17 protein-coding genes are annotated in these 18,718 nt (G+C 48.1%); 1 reads left to right on the forward strand and 16 read right to left on the reverse strand.

All coding sequences use genetic code 11. From position 1 onward, the window contains the following. Nucleotides 1-140 precede the first annotated feature (140 nt). On the reverse strand, nt 141-1,061 hold the full coding sequence (gene argF / locus JUK32_RS10885; protein WP_204138881.1) for an ornithine carbamoyltransferase: 921 nt from the start codon (nt 1,059-1,061) through the stop codon (nt 141-143). Nucleotides 1,062-1,216: 155 nt separating this feature from the next. Between argF and JUK32_RS10890 the strand changes: the two genes are divergently transcribed. Next, nucleotides 1,217-1,801, forward strand: coding sequence for a class I SAM-dependent methyltransferase (locus JUK32_RS10890; RefSeq protein WP_239112547.1), 585 nt, complete (start codon nt 1,217-1,219; stop codon nt 1,799-1,801). A gap of 67 nt (nt 1,802-1,868) precedes the next feature. Here JUK32_RS10890 and JUK32_RS10895 read toward each other — a convergent pair whose 3' ends face one another. The 15 genes from JUK32_RS10895 to JUK32_RS10965 form a co-directional block, all read right to left on the reverse strand. Continuing rightward, nucleotides 1,869-2,762 carry a class I SAM-dependent methyltransferase gene (locus JUK32_RS10895; RefSeq protein WP_204138883.1) on the reverse strand — a complete coding sequence of 298 codons (894 nt, stop codon included), beginning with the start codon at nt 2,760-2,762 and terminating at the stop codon, nt 1,869-1,871. A 104-nt stretch (nt 2,763-2,866) separates the two neighbouring features. Further along, nucleotides 2,867-4,819, reverse strand: a complete 1,953-nt coding sequence (asnB, locus tag JUK32_RS10900; protein WP_204138884.1) for an asparagine synthase (glutamine-hydrolyzing) — start codon at nt 4,817-4,819, stop codon at nt 2,867-2,869. A gap of 179 nt (nt 4,820-4,998) precedes the next feature. Beyond that, entirely contained in the window at nt 4,999-5,787 is a 789-nt protein-coding gene (locus JUK32_RS10905) for a class I SAM-dependent methyltransferase (RefSeq protein ID WP_204138885.1), read from the reverse strand. 65 nt (nt 5,788-5,852) lie between these two features. After that, nucleotides 5,853-6,983, reverse strand: a complete 1,131-nt coding sequence (locus JUK32_RS10910) for a glycosyltransferase family 4 protein (protein WP_204138886.1) — start codon at nt 6,981-6,983, stop codon at nt 5,853-5,855. Next, the gene (locus JUK32_RS10915) at nt 6,980-8,092 is read right to left on the reverse strand and encodes a glycosyltransferase (RefSeq protein WP_204138887.1); all 1,113 of its coding nucleotides are present in this window, start codon (nt 8,090-8,092) and stop codon (nt 6,980-6,982) included. The genes JUK32_RS10910 and JUK32_RS10915 overlap by 4 nt, the downstream gene beginning before the upstream one ends. Nucleotides 8,093-8,101: 9 nt before the next feature. Further along, nucleotides 8,102-9,232: a glycosyltransferase gene (locus JUK32_RS10920; RefSeq protein ID WP_375541562.1), complete on the reverse strand. Its 1,131-nt coding sequence runs from the start codon at nt 9,230-9,232 to the stop codon at nt 8,102-8,104. Beyond that, nucleotides 9,233-9,901 (reverse strand): hypothetical protein, encoded by a 669-nt coding sequence (locus JUK32_RS10925; protein ID WP_204138889.1) that lies wholly within the window; start codon nt 9,899-9,901, stop codon nt 9,233-9,235. A gap of 75 nt (nt 9,902-9,976) precedes the next feature. Beyond that, on the reverse strand, nt 9,977-10,969 hold the full coding sequence (locus tag JUK32_RS10930; protein ID WP_204138890.1) for a glycosyltransferase family 2 protein: 993 nt from the start codon (nt 10,967-10,969) through the stop codon (nt 9,977-9,979). After that, the gene (locus JUK32_RS10935) at nt 10,941-11,927 is read right to left on the reverse strand and encodes a glycosyltransferase family 2 protein (protein ID WP_204138891.1); all 987 of its coding nucleotides are present in this window, start codon (nt 11,925-11,927) and stop codon (nt 10,941-10,943) included. Before JUK32_RS10935 ends, JUK32_RS10930 begins: the two co-directional genes overlap by 29 nt. A 62-nt stretch (nt 11,928-11,989) precedes the next feature. Further along, the gene (locus JUK32_RS10940; RefSeq protein ID WP_204138892.1) at nt 11,990-13,150 is read right to left on the reverse strand and encodes a hypothetical protein; all 1,161 of its coding nucleotides are present in this window, start codon (nt 13,148-13,150) and stop codon (nt 11,990-11,992) included. Nucleotides 13,151-13,299: 149 nt separating this feature from the next. Then, a complete protein-coding gene (locus tag JUK32_RS10945) occupies nt 13,300-14,175 on the reverse strand; it encodes a class I SAM-dependent methyltransferase (protein WP_204138893.1) in 876 nt (291 codons plus the stop codon). A gap of 99 nt (nt 14,176-14,274) precedes the next feature. After that, complete coding sequence (locus JUK32_RS10950) at nt 14,275-14,982, reverse strand: methyltransferase domain-containing protein (protein WP_204138894.1); 708 nt, start codon at nt 14,980-14,982, stop codon at nt 14,275-14,277. Between the two features lie 15 nt (nt 14,983-14,997). After that, nucleotides 14,998-15,759, reverse strand: coding sequence for a bifunctional 2-polyprenyl-6-hydroxyphenol methylase/3-demethylubiquinol 3-O-methyltransferase UbiG (locus JUK32_RS10955; protein WP_204138895.1), 762 nt, complete (start codon nt 15,757-15,759; stop codon nt 14,998-15,000). A gap of 47 nt (nt 15,760-15,806) precedes the next feature. Next, complete coding sequence (locus JUK32_RS10960) at nt 15,807-16,637, reverse strand: FkbM family methyltransferase (RefSeq protein ID WP_204138896.1); 831 nt, start codon at nt 16,635-16,637, stop codon at nt 15,807-15,809. After that, nucleotides 16,637-18,349, reverse strand: a complete 1,713-nt coding sequence (locus JUK32_RS10965) for an ABC transporter ATP-binding protein (protein ID WP_204138897.1) — start codon at nt 18,347-18,349, stop codon at nt 16,637-16,639. The genes JUK32_RS10960 and JUK32_RS10965 overlap by 1 nt, the downstream gene beginning before the upstream one ends. Nucleotides 18,350-18,718 lie beyond the last annotated feature (369 nt).

The following is an 18,718-nucleotide window of genomic DNA, read 5'->3' on the forward strand; positions in this document are numbered from 1 at the left end:
GGCTCAGGAAATTTGAGGCCATCTTTCAGGGATGGTCACTAGCCCAGGAGGGATTTATGTGTACTTAGTAGCCTTACTAAGGAGAGGTTAGGTGAGGTTGCCCGCTCTCCCATCACCCCAATTCTCAACTTGGAGGTGGTTTAACCCAAGAGTTTTGCTAGCAGTGCCTGTTGGGCGTGCATCCGATTTTCCGCTTCTTGCCACACGCGGGACTGCGACCCCTCAATCACGGCGTCGGTGATTTCTTCACCCCGGTGGGCGGGCAGACAGTGCAGGACGATCGCGTCCTGATCGGCGATCGCCAACAGCTCGTTATTGATCTGGTAGGGCTGAAAGATGGGAATCCGGCTCTCGGCCACATCTTCCTGCCCCATGCTGGCCCACACGTCGGTATAGAGCACATTCGCCCCCTCTACCGCCGCCTTGGGATCAGTGGTGACAGTGATGGTAGCGCGATCGCCCGCCAATTCCCTTGCCTGCGCGATGATCCCCGCATCCGGCTGGTAGTCCGTCGGGGTCGCCACACACACATTCATGCCCACCAGCGCACAGCCCAAAATCAGCGAGTGGGCCACATTGTTGCCGTCGCCCAGATAAGTCATCGTCAGCCCCGCTAGCTGCCCATCAAACGCCTCTTGCACCGTTTGCAAATCAGCCAAAATTTGACACGGGTGCTCTAAATCCGTCAGGGCATTGATCACCGGAATATCCGCATAATCCGCAAACTCTTGCACTTCTGATTGCTCAAACGTCCGAATCGCTAAGACATCCAGGTAACCACTCAAAATGCGGGCCGTATCTTTGATCGGTTCACCTCGGCTGACCTGCATTACATTCAGATTTAAGTCGATCACCTGGCCCCCCAACCGCCACATCGCCGAGGAAAAACTGACACGGGTACGAGTCGAGGACTTGCGGAAAAACAGGCCCAAAATTTTGCCAAAGCAATTAATTTTCTCCTCCCCCGACTTGAGCTGACTCGCTAGCGCTAGCAACTCCAGCAGTTCTACCTCAGAAATATCGGTGATGCGGAGAAAGTCGCGCCCGTGTAACCCTGCCATGTGTCTACTTGCCTGCCGTTGAGAAACTACAAAACTATCAAATTTTGGGTCAGCAAACGGGACAATATTGACGGTTAGAGATTACCGACATTTGGGAAATGCGATCAATGGGCATTTATGGCCGCTGGATTTTGCCAAGGCTCTTAGACTGGACGATGACTGGCCCCCCTTTTGCCCAATATCGCCAACAGCTACTGGCGGAGGTCACTGGCGATGTCTTGGAAATCGGCTTCGGGACGGGGCTAAATCTCGCCTATTATCCCGAAACCGTGTCTTCGCTGACGGTGATTGAACCCAATCCGGGCATGGGAGCGATCGCGGCCCCCCGCCTTGCCCAAACTTCACTCCCCGTCACCAGTCGATCACTCAGGGGCGAGCAGCTTGATTTCAACAGCGATCGCTTTGACTACGTCGTCAGCACCTGGACCCTGTGCAGCATTGCGGGGGTCGATCAAGCCCTATCGGAGATCCATCGCGTTCTGAAACCCGGTGGTAAATTCTTGTTCATCGAGCATGGTCTCAGCCCCGACCCGCCATTGCAGACCTGGCAACATCGCCTCACCCCCCTGCAAAAGCGCATCGCCGATGGCTGTCATTTGGATCGGGCGATCGCTGATCTGGTTCAAGTCCAGTTCCCCGAGCTCACAGTGGACACATTTTATGCTGAGGGATTGCCCAAAGTCGGCGGTTACTTCTACCGAGGCACCGCCGTCAAATATGACTCAAATGCGCGAAATTAGACACCCTCATGTCTGTATCTATTTGTTTTCTATGAGTCGCGTTCTTCTTACCAAATGCGGCTTATATCTAGACGGAAATCGGGAATGTACGCTGTGCCTGTGGAGTCAAAATCACGGTGAACTCTTGCACGCAAAGCTCATCGTCGGATAAATGTTGAAACTCTTGTGCCAGTTTGGCTCTAGGGATGGGCAAACTGTCCCACCGTTGTATATCAGTGACTTCAACGGCAAAGCCAGTCGCTTCAAATAATCTGATCATTTCAGAATACCGAATTCGGTTGGTATAGAAACCTGATGACGCCATGAATTCAGATTCCCAAACCCGTCCTGAAAACCTCAAATTATTCAGGGAGCCTCCTAAATGATCTTTTAAGTCAATGGTATGAGAGCATTTTCCATTTTCTCGAATGATCCGACGCAGCTCTTTCATGGTGGCGACAAAATCACGCTGGCGGACATGCTCTAAAACTGCTTGGGACCAGACGAGATCCACAGACTTATCGGGTATGGAGTGCAGAGAATCCAGGCCATCCGTCAAATATTGGCAATCATACAGTTCTAAAATCTGCTCAGGTGAAGAAGCTGAATCCTTTAGCTTGGTGAGGCGATCGCTTTGAAATTTAAGATCAGATGCCTGGAGAAAAGTTTCCGCCTTTTGATACACGCTCAGCTGAAAATTCGCGAAATATCCTGAGTCTACTAAGTAACAGCGAGAACCGCCAAAAGCCTTGTTCATAATGGCCGACAGGACGGAATCACCAGGCCCTAATTCCAGAGACACAAAGTTTTTAGGGGGCTTAACATTCTCGAAATGTGTTTTGAAAATCGAATATGAATATTCAACAGACTCCATATAACCATGTCTAAATATTCCGATCTTTTTCCAGAAAGAATAGCCGACTGGTAATCGTCTTAAAAGTATTTTGGCGAGGATCTTAATCTGCCAGGGTACTCTACTCACTAATCATCTCCTGCTGCTATTAATCAGTGTTTCCCACGAAAATAACTGAGCCGCAACTGAAACGCGCAGGTAGGCCATGGCCTGTGTTGCTGGCTAGCTTCGCACTAGGAAACATCATAGGTATCTAACCACGCTTGAAAGCACAGCACATTCCAGAGGGGATATTGCAGATTCTGAGCGCCAGAAAGATGGGTTAACCAAGCCTGATGAACTGGTTCAGCATTTAAAATGCCCTGGGATTGTAGTCGGTCTTTGTTGAGGAGATCGCCCGCCCACGTCTGTAACGGTCCCCTTAACCAATCACTGATCGGCACACTAAACCCCATTTTGGGACGCTCAATCAAGGCTGGTGGCACGTAGCGGTTTAAGACTTGTCGCAATAGCCATTTGCCTTTGCCTTGGCGGATTTTGTAGGACATCGGTAGCGTTTGGGCAAACTCCACAACTTGATGATCCAGAAAGGGAATGCGGGTTTCCAGGCTGACCCCCATAGCGGCACGGTCGACCTTGGTGAGGATGTCGTCGGGCAAATACATCTGGGTGTCTAAATACATCATCCAGGGAATGAAATCATCGGTGGCAGACCAGGGGGGGCGATCGCTCAACACCGTATGCGCCTCTTGCTCCAGCCCCGACACCAACGCCACAGGATCAGCCCAGTGAGAAATTAGCTGGGAATACAACATTTCGGGACTATTGGCAGTCAGCGCCTGAGCCAGTTTATGCAGTTTTTCGCCAGGCAGGCGTTGCTGTAGAGGGGGCGGCAGCACCGGTAGGGTTTGCCAAAGGTGATCCCAAGCTTGGGGCGATCGCTGGGTAAGGAATTGGGCGATCGCGCGGCGGCCCGCTGGCGGCAGCCATCCCACCTGTCGCCAAAGGCGATCGGCCCATAGATAGCGGTTGTATCCACCAAAAATTTCATCGCCGCCATCGCCCGAAAGACTGACGGTGACTTGCTGCTTGGCGAGCTGAGCAATTAGAAAAGTCGGAATTTGAGACGGGTCGGCAAAGGGTTCGTCATAGAGGGTTGAGAGGTGAGGAATGACCGCCTGGGTCTCGGTGGGTGTCACATATAGTTCGGTGTGCTCGGTGCCGAGATGATGAGCCACGGCTCGGGCGGCTTGGGCCTCGTTGTAAGCCGCTTCTTGAAAGCCGATGGTAAAGGTCTTGATCGGACGTGTGCTCTGAGCCTGCATCAAAGCGACAACTGTCGATGAATCAATCCCCCCCGACAGAAAGGCCCCCAGCGGCACATCGGCCACCATCTGCTGCCGAATGGTCGATTGCAAGAGGGTGTCTAGTTGGGTCATCGCGGCGGTTTCATCGCCGACAAATGGCTGCTGTTGGCCTTGCTCAATAGCGGCGTCCATAGACCAGTAACGCTGTGGCGTGGAGCGAGAGCTAGGATGGCCGGACTCTAGCCGCAGCAAGGTGCCAGGGGGCAGCTTATAGATGTTCTGATAAATGGAGTGAGGGGCGGGAATGTAGCTGTAGCGCAGGAGCAGAGCCAGGGCTTGACGATTGAGCTGGCCTTGCCAGTGTGGATGTGCCTGGAGCGCTTTGAGTTCGGAACCAAAAAGCAAGGTAGAACCCAGCCAACCGTAATACAAGGGTTTTTCGCCGCAGCGATCGCGACACAGCGACAACACTTGATCGGCCCGATCCCACAGAGCAAACGCAAACATGCCCACACATTTCTGAATCGCGGCTTCCAGCCCCCATTCGCTAAAGGCGGCCAGCATCACCTCCGTATCCGAAGTTCCTCGAAAGCCATGCCCTAACCGCAACAGGTCGGCTTTCAGTTCAGCAAAGTTATAAATCTCACCATTGAACGTCAGCACATAGCGCCCATCGGCAGACTGCATGGGTTGTTGTCCCTGAGGCGACAGATCGAGAATCGCTAAGCGTCGATGTCCCAAGCCCACATTGACTGCCGGATCAAACCACGTTCCTTGATGATCGGGGCCTCGATGGAACAAAGCAGTACCAGCCTTGGCAAGAAATTCTTGCGAAATTGCTGCTGGCAGATTAGCCCATGTACCGTATATGCCACACATTTAAGGCATCCCCATTGCTGATACAAAATGCTGACCGTCGTCAAATTTGGGAGATGCCGATTTCATTCGACTGAAGCGTCCGGCGTCGCAACTCTCCATGGGTTCTCCAAAAGATGTTAGTAGTGGTGCCCATTCCACATAAAAGTCGGTTTATACGATGAACAAAATATTTATGCCTATCAGGGATCGCTTTTCTTGAGATCACCGATCAGGCCAATATACTTACCCCGAAACTCAAAGACATGCCATGCCGGAGGTTGGTTGTTTTCGATATAGTCATAAAAATAGGAATTGTCCTGAATGTCGTCCATCAAAATGATTCCCATGCTACTCATTTTAGACTTAGCTTGAGTCATGGCCAGCTCTCGTCCCGAGTAACTTTTGTCTGAGTCGTAGTGAAAGATATCAACCTGATTGACCTGTTGAAATATTTTTGGCAGATTGACTTCATCGCCTTCTAGGTACAAACTCCAATTACTTTTAAGCGATTCTGGCACCACGATACCAATGTAGCGTTCGGGGCGAGGTAGCCGAAAATAAGGAAAGTCACTACTGTAAAGTGAACCTGTGGCATTGGCTGCGATCGCGGACAAGAAAGCATGGGAAGAAAATCCTGCGGCCACACCAGTTTCAACGACTATTTCAGGCTTGAGGTAGCGAGTGATGAAATAAAGGAATGGGTAACCACCGCCCCCCCCAAGGTCAAATTCGATATCTTTCAAAATAACGTCTGCATGTTTCTCTAGGGCTACCGCATACTGGGTAGATTCTTGCCATAAATCGGCATCTAGACGCTGAGCAATCGCTTCAAAACTAGAGCAGTGACTTTTTAGCCATGCCATATTTTCAGCTTGAGAATGCTTTCCAGATGAGTCAAATAATCTTTTCAATACCTTTTTCGACATCACCGAAAATCTGCCGGGTTTTTGAGCCTGAGCGAGAATGTTCTTGAGGTTATTATTTTGCATAGGTTCAACTAAAAAACAAGACGTAGTAACAGCGATTAGCAAAAAGATTCAACTCAATTATGAGTTCAATTCAGGCAATTGCGATAGCCAATAGGACAGATCTCATGCAATAGGGATTCCCAGCGATCAAGCACATTATCGACGTGGTGATTTTCTAAGCTATCAGTAGTGCCATTAGATAGCGCCTTCAGTAAATCCTCATCAATCATAATTTGCTTTAACTGGGTGGCGAGTGCTGTGGCTCTACTAGCCGCCGCATCTACGAGAAAACCATTGACACCCGATCGCACGAGCTGATTAATCCCTTGGCAGTCTTGGAAGCCGACCGTCGGCAAACCATAACTCAGGGCCTCAACAGCAGTAAGTCCAAAGCTTTCGTATCGCGAAGGCATGACGAACAGATCGGCTGCTCGATATTCTGACGCGATATTTGGGGTCGACTCGACTAAAGTGATTTGCTCGCTCAAGCCCAGTGCTTGAATCTGGTCTGCCAGCATCGCCCTTAAGCTGCCATCGCCAATAATGCGGAGATGCCACTCTGGGCAATCCGTCGCGATTTGGCTAAAGGCGTTAATCAACGTAGCGTGATCCTTTTGGGGTTCTAACCGACCCACCGCTAACAGAGTCTTGCCCACCCGTGGGCAGGGTGGAGGCGATGTAGAAGCTGGACTGAGTACAACCGGGTTGGCGATCGCTATCATACGCTGTCGCAGGTACCAGGGATATGACAAACGAACTTGTTCTGATACACAGGTAGTCCGGCGCACTAATAATGGTGTGATAGAAAGCAAGAGAGTCTCGATCCAGCGGCGCGATCGATAATGCTCTGGCACGATATGCTCACTGGCGATCAGGGGGATGGCGGTGCCCATCAAGGCCAAACCGAGGGGAATAAACATACTGTGCATAAAACCGATCGCTACCTCTGGGGCATACTCCAAAACCGCTTGGCGTAGGGCCGGCAAACGCTTGATGGTTTCGACCATAGTGGCCGGATGCACGGTTGAGCCAATGTCCAAATCAAGCCGTCGAATACTCTGATTGAGGGGATAAAAGGATTGACCACCCGGTTGTTCAAAGGTCAAAATCGCCACCTCATGACCGCGCTCAGCTAACCCATTCGCGACGGTCGCCAACACGCGCTCGGCACCACCGCCAGGGTTATTCATCGCCTTGATGCCAAATAAAAGTTTCATGTTTGGACCACATCACTCAAAACGCCTTGCCACTGGTTGAAAATCTTGACCGGTTCATACTCGCGAATGCTCATAATGGCATTTTGGCCCATGTTTTGGCGCTGCTGAGCAGACTGCATCAAGGGGGCAAGGGTGGCGGCTAGGGCCGCTGGATCATTTATGCCAGGGGCTAATACGCCGTTTTGGCCAGGGGTAATTAAATCTGCCATGCCGGCGCACTGGGCAAAGCCAACCCCCGGCAAGCCATGGGCCAAGGCTTCTGCCAAGGCGTTAGGAAAGCCTTCCCAGAGGGACGGCAAGCAGAAGAGATGGGCGTTGATGTACGCCTCGGTAATGGCCGTGGTGACGCCGGATAGGGCAATGCGATCGCCCAACTGCGGCATGTCGATTAAGTGTTGTAGGGCTGCTTGCTCTTCGCCTGCGCCCACGATCTTTAAATCCCACATGGGGAATTGGGGGGCGAGCAAGATAAAGGCTTGGATGAGGACTGCAAAGTTTTTTTGATAGCTCAATCGACCGACGGAGAGCAAGCACCAACGTCCCTGGGCATTGGGAATGTGAGGTTGGGCAAACTGACTCGCAGGCAATACTGGGTTAGGAATGGTGATGATGCGATCGCGCAGAAATTCGGGATAGTGCGATCGATAGCTCTCACACTGCACGAGAATGCGTTTTGCCCACCGAAAAACTTGATAGGTTAAGCGCTGGGTGTTGGGGGCGTTGAGATATTTAAAGCGCGAAGGAGCATTCCGTTCGGCAACGATGATGGGCATGCGGATGCCCATGGTGTATAAACGAACGGAAAAGAACGTGCCGGACTGAAAGCACACGACCACATCCGGCTGGGAGCGCCGAATTAACTGGCGCACCATCAGCAGACGCCGCAGCTTCATCCAGGGAGTAGCTTTGATGGTGGGATCCCCCAAACTTAAGCGGTGCCAAACGACCCGCTGATCAAGGGGGTAAAACGAGGTAGCGGCGCTGCCATCCCAGGTCATGAACTCGATATGGTGACCACGACAAACGAGAGCATTCATGATTGTTGTAATCATGCGCTCTACGCCCCCGGCCATTTGATGAATTGCCCGCGCCACAAACAGAATTCTCATCCCAAACCGCTAACGATAGGTGGTTGATATGGCTGGTTGCTCAGAGGTGGACGGCAAACCAAGCACCGTTTTCCAGGCTTGTTGCCAAGACTTAACTGAGTAACGCTGCGTGATCTGCCGAGCTGAGTGTGACCACAGTTCCCACTGTTCAGGGGTGTTAATCACCCTCAGCAAGGTATCAGCGAGAGCCGTCGGGGAAGGCGATTCATCACATAGCCAGCCGTTAACACCCGGTTCAATTAAGTCGCTGACCCCACTGGTCGACTGAAATCCGACCGGAATGAGTCCGGCTGCCATTGCTTCCGCTTGCGCATTCGGAAAGCCTTCCCACTGTGACGGTTGACAATAGATTCTAGCCTGGGAAAACTCAGTGCTTAAATCAGATTTAGGAGGGATAAGGAAAATGCGATCGCCCATTTCTAGCTCGTCAATCAGGGTAGCTAATTCACTTTTCAAAAAGCCATCACCAATGATGTGGAGACGCCAGTCAGGGCATTGTTGAAACACTATGGCACAAGCTCGAATGAGCAAGTCAAAGCGTTTTTGTGGAGCATAGCGGCCCACCGAGACAACTAACGGCTGACGGACGTGTAATTCAGCGGTCGCTTCAGGTAGAAATACCGGATTATGAACAACCTTGATCTTAGAATGTAAAGTCTTGGGATAATTCTTAATGTAGCTGGGAAATTGAACGGTAATGCCATCGGTCAAGAACAGCATGAGAAAGTTGAGATTCCACTTTCTGGCCCGCACATAATGATAAATAGTCAACGAATTACGCTCTGAACAAATAACGCGAACTGATAAGCCGACAGTGCCAGCTAAGTATCGCAATAAGATGCCATGATGAAAACAAATGAGATAGTTGTAAGGGTGATCAGCTGTAAACACAGCTCTAATACGTCGAATTAACGCAACTCTGTCACCAAAACTAATCGCCGAGTGAGCTGGCGTTCTGCCCAGTTGGTGCCACTCAATGCGATCGTCGATCGGATAAAACGCCTGCGCCCCAGGTAAATCAAATGTCAGTAGTGTGACCTGAATGCCTTGCTCGACCAAAAAATTCGCCAGGTAGATAATGTTGCGCTCTAACCCGCCGGGCATGTCGTGAAGCGCAATGGTGGCCAGGGCAATGCGCATTTATGCCGACCTCACCGCATCAACAATGAGTGAGGTATTTGCATCGACAAAGTCCCAAACATGATTATCAGGATTTTGACGACTGCGATGAATGAAGCCATCTTGAGCTGACCATTTTTTCTGTACTAACTGTTGATTAGCATCATATCCTTCGAGCAATTCAATCTCGGAGAAGCCTGCGTGACTGAGCAGGTCAAATAAGCGATCGCAGGTCAGCAGTTGCTTATGATCAGCCGCATCAGCCCCTATGCCGTTAATTCCCACATGTTTTAGATAAGTCGGATCGGGATGATAACCATCGGGCACTGCAATGCGAATCCGCCCGCCTGACATCAGATGTTGATGAATCAAGTTGAGCGCATCCAGACTTTGTTGTGGGGTGAGGTGTTCAAAAACATGTTCAGCCACCACATGGGTGAGCAGCTGCTGCCCCTGGAAAACGGCTTGCCAGTCTTGAGCACTAGCAATGTCTAACCATTGTTCGTTAGTCGATAGCCACTCTGGTTGAAAGGTTTCCGCAGCCCCAACGATGATTTTCAGCGGCTTGTGCTGCTTCACTTCGAAGGCGATGCGAATGCGGCGGTAGTGATATTTAAAGAACTTGATGCCTTGGCGGACCTTAATCTTAAGAGGGACGGGTAACTTTTGTTTGATTGTTGAAAGCACCATACTCGAATTTTGGTTGGTAAAGATGATGTTGTCTGAGCCGATTAGCAGGATATTAACCTTGATCGAAGACCAGACTCAAGAGACCGAGGTCTGTATCTTTTGAGTCATGCGCTGTTCATGCCGCAAGCGCTGCGGACCAGTAGCCCACAAATGCTGTGAAACAGCGATCGGATGACGAATCCACAGTTGCAGCAATTCCCATACAAAGGCATGATATTGCCGCTTAAAGTGCCAGTAACGGAGTTTTGGCCAATGGAGAGCGTAGTAATAACGATTGATAGTTTCTAAATAAGCGCGATGTTTTTGCGCAATTTGCTGTTCAGCAACGAGATTTTTTTCATAGGATTTGTCGGCAGCGTGAGTGGAATATTGGTTAAATAAACAATCAGTCGTGCCAATAAAATGGCCCCCTTTTAAGGCTAAGCGAATGGCTAAATCAGCGTCTTCTACCCGTCTAAGCTTTTCGTCAAAGCCCCCGATCGCGGCAAAAGTGGATGCTCGGGCGAGCAGGGCACAGGTTGGTGTGCCGGAACCATAGAACCAATCAGAACGCTGGCGGTAAGTGAGCAAATAGTCTGCCAAACCAGGTCCATGAGGCACCCCTTCAGGCCGCGACCCGATTGCAGGCAAGGGTTTTTCGTACCCATTCGGATAGTAGCGATGACCACTGGCATAACAGGCGACTAGATGCGCTCCTGTGTTCTGTTCGTACTCACGCAGCACTTGGAGTTGGCCTGTAATACGTCCCGGTAGCCCTTCGTCATCGTCATCAAAAAAGGCAATAAACTCGCCCCTCGCTGCTCGCAAAATGGTGTTGCGACTAGCGGCTGGTCCCTGATTTTGCGGGTGTTGAATCAGCCGAATATTGGCTTCAACTGATTGGATTACAGTCTCAATGACCGCTACGGAGCGATCGGTCGAACAATCATCCACAATCAAGATCTCACAGTGGGGCCAATCTTGGTGCAGCGCACTGTGGATGGCGCGAGCGATCGTATCCTGGGCATTAAAGCAGGGGATACCAATTGTAACTAAGGAATTATGATTTATCGGAAGAGGGGGCCGCATGGAATTGACGAAAGGAACGGTTGATCTTGAAATTGCGCCAAGAAAGCACGAAACGCCGCAGGGTGGCGATGGGGTAGGTCACGCTCACCCTTGCCAACCCTACAATAAACTGCCCCCGGTTTCTCTCTAGCCAGGTATGTTTCAAACTGAGCCATTGTCGGTGAAAGTCATACAGTCCTTCAGCATCAGCGATATCGCGATGCTTGGCGAGCCACTTGAGGGTGTAGTAGCGCTCATCGGCGAGGCTCTTATCTGAGGTTGGGGTCATCGTCTGAATAACGAGCGGATCGGCAATGCCCACAACATGACCGCCAGCCTTGGCAACTCGGACCAGGAGATCAGAGTCTTCGGCTCGCCGAAAGGCGGAGTCGAACCCCCCAACAGCTTGATAGGTTGACAATCTGGCCAATTGCGAGCAGGTGGGGCAAGACCCATAGCTATCTTCTAGGGGAGTGCCCAAAACGGCCCGCCGGGCCAATGCCATGCCGTAGGGCGCGAGTTGCCCCTCTCGTTGACCGATAGTGGGGTGAATGAGTGCTGAGCCGTCAGGATATTTCACCAAGCGAGCGGTGTGACATAGCACCATTGCCCCATTCGCAAATTGACGCTCGTACTCCAAAATGCGATTCAATTGTCGTTCTAGGCGATCGGGTAGGCTAATATCATCATCATCAAAAAACGCGATGAATTCCCCTCTTGCCAGCGCTAAAATCCGATTACGCGTAGCCGCAACTCCTAGATTTTGGACATTTTGGCCAACCGTAATCCGCGCATCTGACTCAGCCATTTCCGTAACTATAGCCAGCGTTGAATCATCAGAACAGTCATCAACAATGAGGATTTCGATGTCTTGGTAGGTTTGTTTTAATGCTGACTGAATGACATCTTCAATGGTTGAAGCGGCATTGAAGGTAGTGATGCCAATCGTGATTCGTGTTCGTGACTTGTGGCAATCCAAATTCCCTCTTCCTTAAGCTCCTAGCACCGTGACTCCGCAAACGTATTATGCCCAATTAAATTTTATTTGGTTAGAATTAATCGTTTTCGCACCAATGATGGACTCTTTGGAGTCATCGAGAAAAACAGGATAAACCCGGTGCAAATCCCCATGATGAGTAACAAGTTACTACGGGGTAATATCCACGGCTGACTTTGATTGAATACAGCATTGATGACAAAGAAAGCGGAACAGGCCGCAACCAAACCACCCCTACCTTGCGCTAGACGCCGCAATGCGAAACCAGCGATAACTATAAATACGGTGACCAGCATCAGCAGGCCCACAGCGCCATATCCGCTGCCAAATAGCAAATAAGGATTTTGCACTTGGCCCATTTTTTGCCAATCATCAAAATCGAGGTCATACCGATCATTGATGCCCCAAGGGTTATGAGTTGTCATCAACGTCGCAAACTCTTGGGCCGTTCCGGGGTAGTCAGCCCCCCTAAATCCTCCTTGCAGCGTCATCCATAGGCCTGCGATTGATGAATAAAGCCGCTGACCAAAGGCACTCTCTAGCTGACGGACAAAACACTCTGCGAAACTGATTTGTGAGCATGTGCCCCTGCCGCGCACGGTAATATCTAAGTCTCTAGAATCCTCAGATTCTAATTCACTTGCTAGGTTGAGGCGATCGAAGACGGTAACTAGAGCATCGCGGGTGTTCACATAAGCTGATTGAACAACCGCCCCTGCTCCCGAGTACTCGATCATTCGGGCGTAGCCAATCATCGAAAAATAAACGACTATGCCTACAGCTACATAACTCAAATAGCGACGGAAGACAGCTCCAAAGCTGAGCCGTTGGCTAAATATTGAGATCAACAGAATTGCTAACATCAAAAGCCCATAGGAAACCTTTCCTCCAGATAAGAATATTGCAGACATGCAAAGGGCGGACGTGTACTTTTTGCCCAAGGCGATGGAGCAAAGGAATAAAAAAATGAGCACAGTAGAAACGTCATCACCAAAAAACAGAAAAGCTCTCTTGTAGGAAAAATTATAGGAATAGACTTCACCAATATCGAAAAGGAAGCTAAAGAAAATACCACTGCTGACAAGAACTGCAACCCAAGTGAGCAAGGCAGGTTTTTTTTGTATTCCGAAGCACAGCACTAAACCCACCACGAAAGTCAGGAAAGTCTGAACCAAGTTAGAAGATAGGAGATACTCAATATTCATGACTGTAGCAACATCGACATCTGTTATTTGTCATCTTAACCACAGCATTAGCTCAAACAAATTGATTAAAGAATGTATAGCTTGAATTCGATATTTTACTTGTTTGGTAGCAAGTGTAATATGACGGCTTACCTGGCTTAGGACTTAACTTAAGGGCCAGATGAAGTTCCCTGCTTAATTCCCCAGAAAGCAGATGCCGGGCGCTGCTTGGCTTTTTCTCCTAGAATCTGCCAGACCTCAGCTAGCGGTTGATGATGCATTTCATTTCGGCATATCCAATAGTTAGGTAATTGAATATCAAAGTAATTGGGATTTGCTAAAAGCATAGCGGCAAGTAAATATTGCTCGTTATAGGCTCGCTCAGACCAACTCTCAAAGTAGTCGAACGGCAAGAAGATGTCGTGAATACCAACAATAACTCCCGGCTTTAACCGAGGCACTATCTCTAACATGCAAACCGTCACGTCAGAATTCATGAAGCTGCGGTGCGAGTTATCAATAAACACCACATCGCCTACTTCTAACTGATCAAACAAACTCAGATCAATAGATTCGACTGGTTGGCGAATAACTTGATTACAAATAGCATCAATCTCTGCTCTAGGAAAAGGATCAATCGAGACGATTTCTTTTGACTCGTCATAAAAATCTAAAGCAGCTTTAACAAACTTGGTTGAGTTGCCAGATCCAACCTCGACTAATCGATTGGGTGCCTGCCTGACAAATTGAATTAGTGCCAGAGCGTCTAAAACAGGTAAAAAACTATTGTGCCAGTCTAAATCTTGGCTAAGGTTGTGACTGTCTTGAGATGCCAGCACAAAGTCCTTCATCTTAGAGAGTTTAGCCAGGTTCTCTTGATATTTGAATGCGCCTGGCTCAATAACTGCTTTTAGATAAGGATTACCCTGTTGCCACCGTGGCGTCATCTTGACATCATATTCAAGATAAATTGGCTTCTGCCCGATAGCGATCCGATGAACGGCCTTCAGATATGAATTTCGGCGTAATAGTTCACGGATGTTCATTCTCAAATTCTCATGAAATGATTTTCTTTTCAGATACGCAATGACAGAAATATCGGATGCCCTACCAAAAATATGATTTTTGACAGGTGCGAATGAGGGCTAAGGAAACTTTTGAATCACGATAAAGTGAAGTTGTTCAAGACTTGCAGCCTTTTTGGGAGCCTGCAAAATCTCTTTAACACCGTACTTACCTTGACTCCATGAAACTATCAAATACGGCATCAAAAAAAGATCTGCGCCGAAGGGATCAAGTGCGCTGGTTCCTTTTGGCGCATGAAGTGAACTGTGCTCGACAATACAAACTCCGCCTGGTTTCAAGCAACTCATCCAGGTATTAAGACATTTCTCTGGATCGTAGCTGTGGTCAAAAGAATTGCTGTAAATAAAATCTACAGCTCCTATCCATTCCGGCTTAGCTTCGTGAAAGTCCCACTGTATAGTGTCTGGAAACTCCTGGGCAGTATTTGATATCTCCGTGCCAATAACATCACAGCTCAGATACTTCTTGAACCATTCTTGTTCTTTTCCTCTACGAGTCCCATGACATAGACCAAACCTGGCTTCAGGAACAAGCTTCTTAATATACCCTGACAGAAATTCTATATTTTCTTCGATCACCCAAACAAGAGATATCTTTCTTTTGTTGCCCTCCTCTTGAAGTCCTCGATAACGCTCATAATCAAAGCTTCCATCTTGGTTTAAAAAATTGTAGAGAACGTATCCTGGCATCTCCACTTTTACTTGTGTGATGTGATTAAGCTCGTAACCAAACCTTTTCAAGGTGTTTTTCAAGAAATTTGTCACCATAATTCTTCCAGCACACTAAACAGTAGTCGAGATCTTCTGAGCGCTTATCAGATATCCTAGAGGAGCGTTGCAAACTTGATGATCCTGTTTCCAGGAAAACTTGCTTTGTTTCATATAACGTGACTGAAAGTAAATGATGTCCATCATGAGAGCAAAGTTTTGCCTGATGAACTTTAGAGGGCCAGGAATTCCACAAACATTAAGCCCAGTTGAAAAAGGTCCCCAGGTGATGGCTTCAATTTCAATATGCTGAAACTTATTATTCGATAAGATATTGTACCAATAGCTTGGTGTTCCTCTGATGAAATCATTTGGACAGCCATGAACACGAAACATAAAAGGAACAGTAAAAAATAATCGACCTTGAACTTCTAAAACCCGATATGACTCTGCAAGAATATGCTGTAAATCATAAATGTGTTCAAAAGTGTTCAGAGAAATTATGACATTATATTTTCCAGAAGCAACTGGTAATTTTTCACCTGGTTTAACGACATAGGTGGGCTTTGCCGTTGCATCAATATTTACCGATTCATAAATCAATTCATTGTCTGTTTGAGACCATTGTTTTATGCGCTCATAATAATCGGTTGCAGCGCCACCACCAATGTCTAAGACACAACCAGATAATGGGATTTCCGCAAAAATTTCGTATTCTAAGTCACGTAAGACGCTGAAATTTTTCTTTAAGAAGAATAGTTGAAAAAAACGTCTCCAAGTGGGTGGGCGAAGTTTTACCTCAATCTCATCAGTACGTAAAATATCTTGATGAAGCATACCAAACCTATCAATGGAACACAATAGAGTGAATATAACTTTCTGAATCAATGATGACAAAACATCAGGGGCTTGCTGGAGAGGCGGTTGTTGACTGATTGAACGATAGAATATTTGCTCTTTAAGACCTGCAATACTTTTTCGACATTACATAGCTCGGGATGTAATTCAACAACAACAGATTTAACTTTGTCTAGAGCATCAGGGTGATTGCAGAGAAAATTTTCTTCGCCCCCTTCGATATCAATTTTCATCAAATCAACTCCCTCATGTTGAGGATCAAGGTGATTTAGCAAGCTCCGAAGGCTGATGCTGTGTACCGAAATATCACCCTCCGAGTTGAGTCGATGACTCATGGAGGGGCCGACACTAGAAAAGCTAAGAAACTCGTCATCAGTGGCACCCGCAGCTTTTTCAAGTATTTCCCAGTGAAATCCTTGGGAAGCTAGCTTCTGACTATTTCGTAAACTGATTTGGAAGGTATCTGGATCAGCTTCGACACTCAAAACTTGAGCTTGAGTGTTCACCGAAAGTGCCCAGATTGCAAACGTGCCAATGTGTGCTCCGATATCTAGGACTTTGGGGCGATCGCAAGTCGCTAGCAAGGGCCTGAGGAAATCATATTCTTGTAACACCAAGACTTCGTATAACGCGAATTCATCAGTTCCCCGAAAGCTGATACTAAACTGTCCGGAACGAACCGTTTGAATTCTGTCTTGGTGGCGTCGAATCTGACGAATTGTGGTAAACGTTTGCCAGGGACTACCAGTCAATCGCAACATCCAAGAGGCCCGACGTGAAAAGTCAACAACCCGCTTAGAGAAACCTCCTACGTGAGTGAGATTAGCAGAACTCGGTTGTTTGGCGTCTGTGTTCATCACCTGGCCTGGGCTAGTCTCCGGAAACTTCCAGAGCTTTTCAGCAACTCATTATAGGTTCCAGCGGCAACAATTCTGCCATCTTGAAATTCAAAGATGCGATCGCAGGTCTGGATTGTACTCAAACGATGAGCAATCAAGACCATTGTCACGGTATCCCTCAACCCCTCGATTGCCGCCATTACCTCTTTTTCGGTTTTCGTATCCAAAGAGCTAGTCGCCTCATCAAAAATAATCATTGAAGCTTGGCGATATAACGCCCTAGCGATACCAATGCGTTGTTGCTGTCCACCACTAAGCCTCACTCCACGCTCCCCAAGCATTGTTTCATACTTCGCTGGCAGACCCTCAATATACTCATCAATTCGAGCGAGTTTAGCAGCTTCTAGCACTCGGTCATAGTCAATGAGATGGGGGGCAATGCCGAAGGCAATATTATTCGCAATCGTCGTGTCAGCCAGAAAAATGCTTTGAGGTACATAAGCAACACCTAGCTGCCAAGCCCGGAGACGCTGTCCCCATAGAGGTTCGTCATCTACAAAAACACGCCCTTTCTGAGGCTGCAATAACCCCAAAATGACATTCACGGTAGTACTTTTGCCGCTGCCAGTCGTACCCACAAAACCAACAGTTGTACATGAGTCAATCGTTAGGTTGAGGTCTTGCAGAATCCAGCGATCGTCCTGCTCATAATGAAACCAAACCTGCTCTAACAGTATTTTTTGAGCTAAGTGTAGCGGTTCGACCTCAGTCGCTTTTAGCATCGGGTCAATCGGTCGTTGAATTGCTGTTAACACTCGGATCAAAGAAGCCCGAGCCCCCTGCGCCCGAGCCAAAGCAGAAAAAAGCTGTTGTAGAGCAGGTAGGAGGCGATATACTCCCAGTGCTAATCCCCCTAAAACAGGAATTACCGCTTCAAAGTTGCCGCCGCCTACCAGGCTCAGAGCAAGTATGCCAATAAAGACCATGGCAATCATTTCAATGCCATAACGAGGCATTGAGGACGTCAGCAAAATTGACGCATAGGCATTTTGAACAGCGTAGTTAGACCGAGCGTAATGCGTCTGGAAAAACGGATAGGTATTAGCCAGAATCACGTTTTGAATACCTCCCAGACTCTCTTGAACAATTTTTATCTGCTGCTGATTATTCTGAGTCATGAGTTGACTGCTGTTTAAAAGAGCCTTCCGCCTCAAGCGATAAATCAAAACATAAGCTATTCCTAGTGTCAACAAAGCCACCAACATAGCAATCGGATTAATAGCTAATAAACCAATTAATAAACTAACGGCTATCATCCCATTAGCAATTACCAGCAAAAGTGGCCCCATCACGCCATTCGAAATAGTTGCCGTGTCAGTAGAAAGAAGCGTGATCAAATCGCTACTATTTTGCCGAACATGATATTCATATGGCTGTAGTAGAATGTGTTCATATACAAGACAGCCAACTTCTGTAGAAATGCGAGCTGAAATATAAGTTTGAATGTAGAGAACAGCCATTCTCAGTAAATTATTGATGACTGTAATGATAATAAAAGTGCTCGTCAGGAGTAGTATTAACTGCGACGTAGATTCAACCTTTAGGAGATCTAGAATGGGCTGCCAGCGAGGTGAGTTTAAGAGGTCATCGGGATCGCTTAGAGAACTCAAAAAGGGGATGACAGCTGCCAAATTGAGAACCTCCATAATTGCCGAAACGATCATGAGCATAACGAGCCACCCCAACTGTCGTTTGCGAGCAAGACTAAGGGTTCTCAGTAATTGAAAAACGTCCTGAAATAAACTCGATTGACCGGGAGGTTTAGAAGCTATATATGACATCAAAAAACTCAGGATTCAACTCAAACTCAATATGTAGGTCTGATATCGTAATGTAATGTAGTCGACAAAATTAGTTTTTGGTGGATGGCAAAAGCGCTTTTCGTCTCAGAGCGCGTCTTCCAGTGTCACTGATGGGCACTACCCAACTGATTAGCACTAACCAATAGAGAGGAAAACACACGGACAACTTTGTGAAGTCATCAACGCGCATCCGCACTTGCTATCGCCTTCAGGCGCACCCCACTGTTGTCCCTCCAC

The organism is Halomicronema sp. CCY15110 (genome assembly GCF_016888165.1).
Taxonomy (GTDB): domain Bacteria; phylum Cyanobacteriota; class Cyanobacteriia; order Phormidesmidales; family Phormidesmidaceae; genus Halomicronema.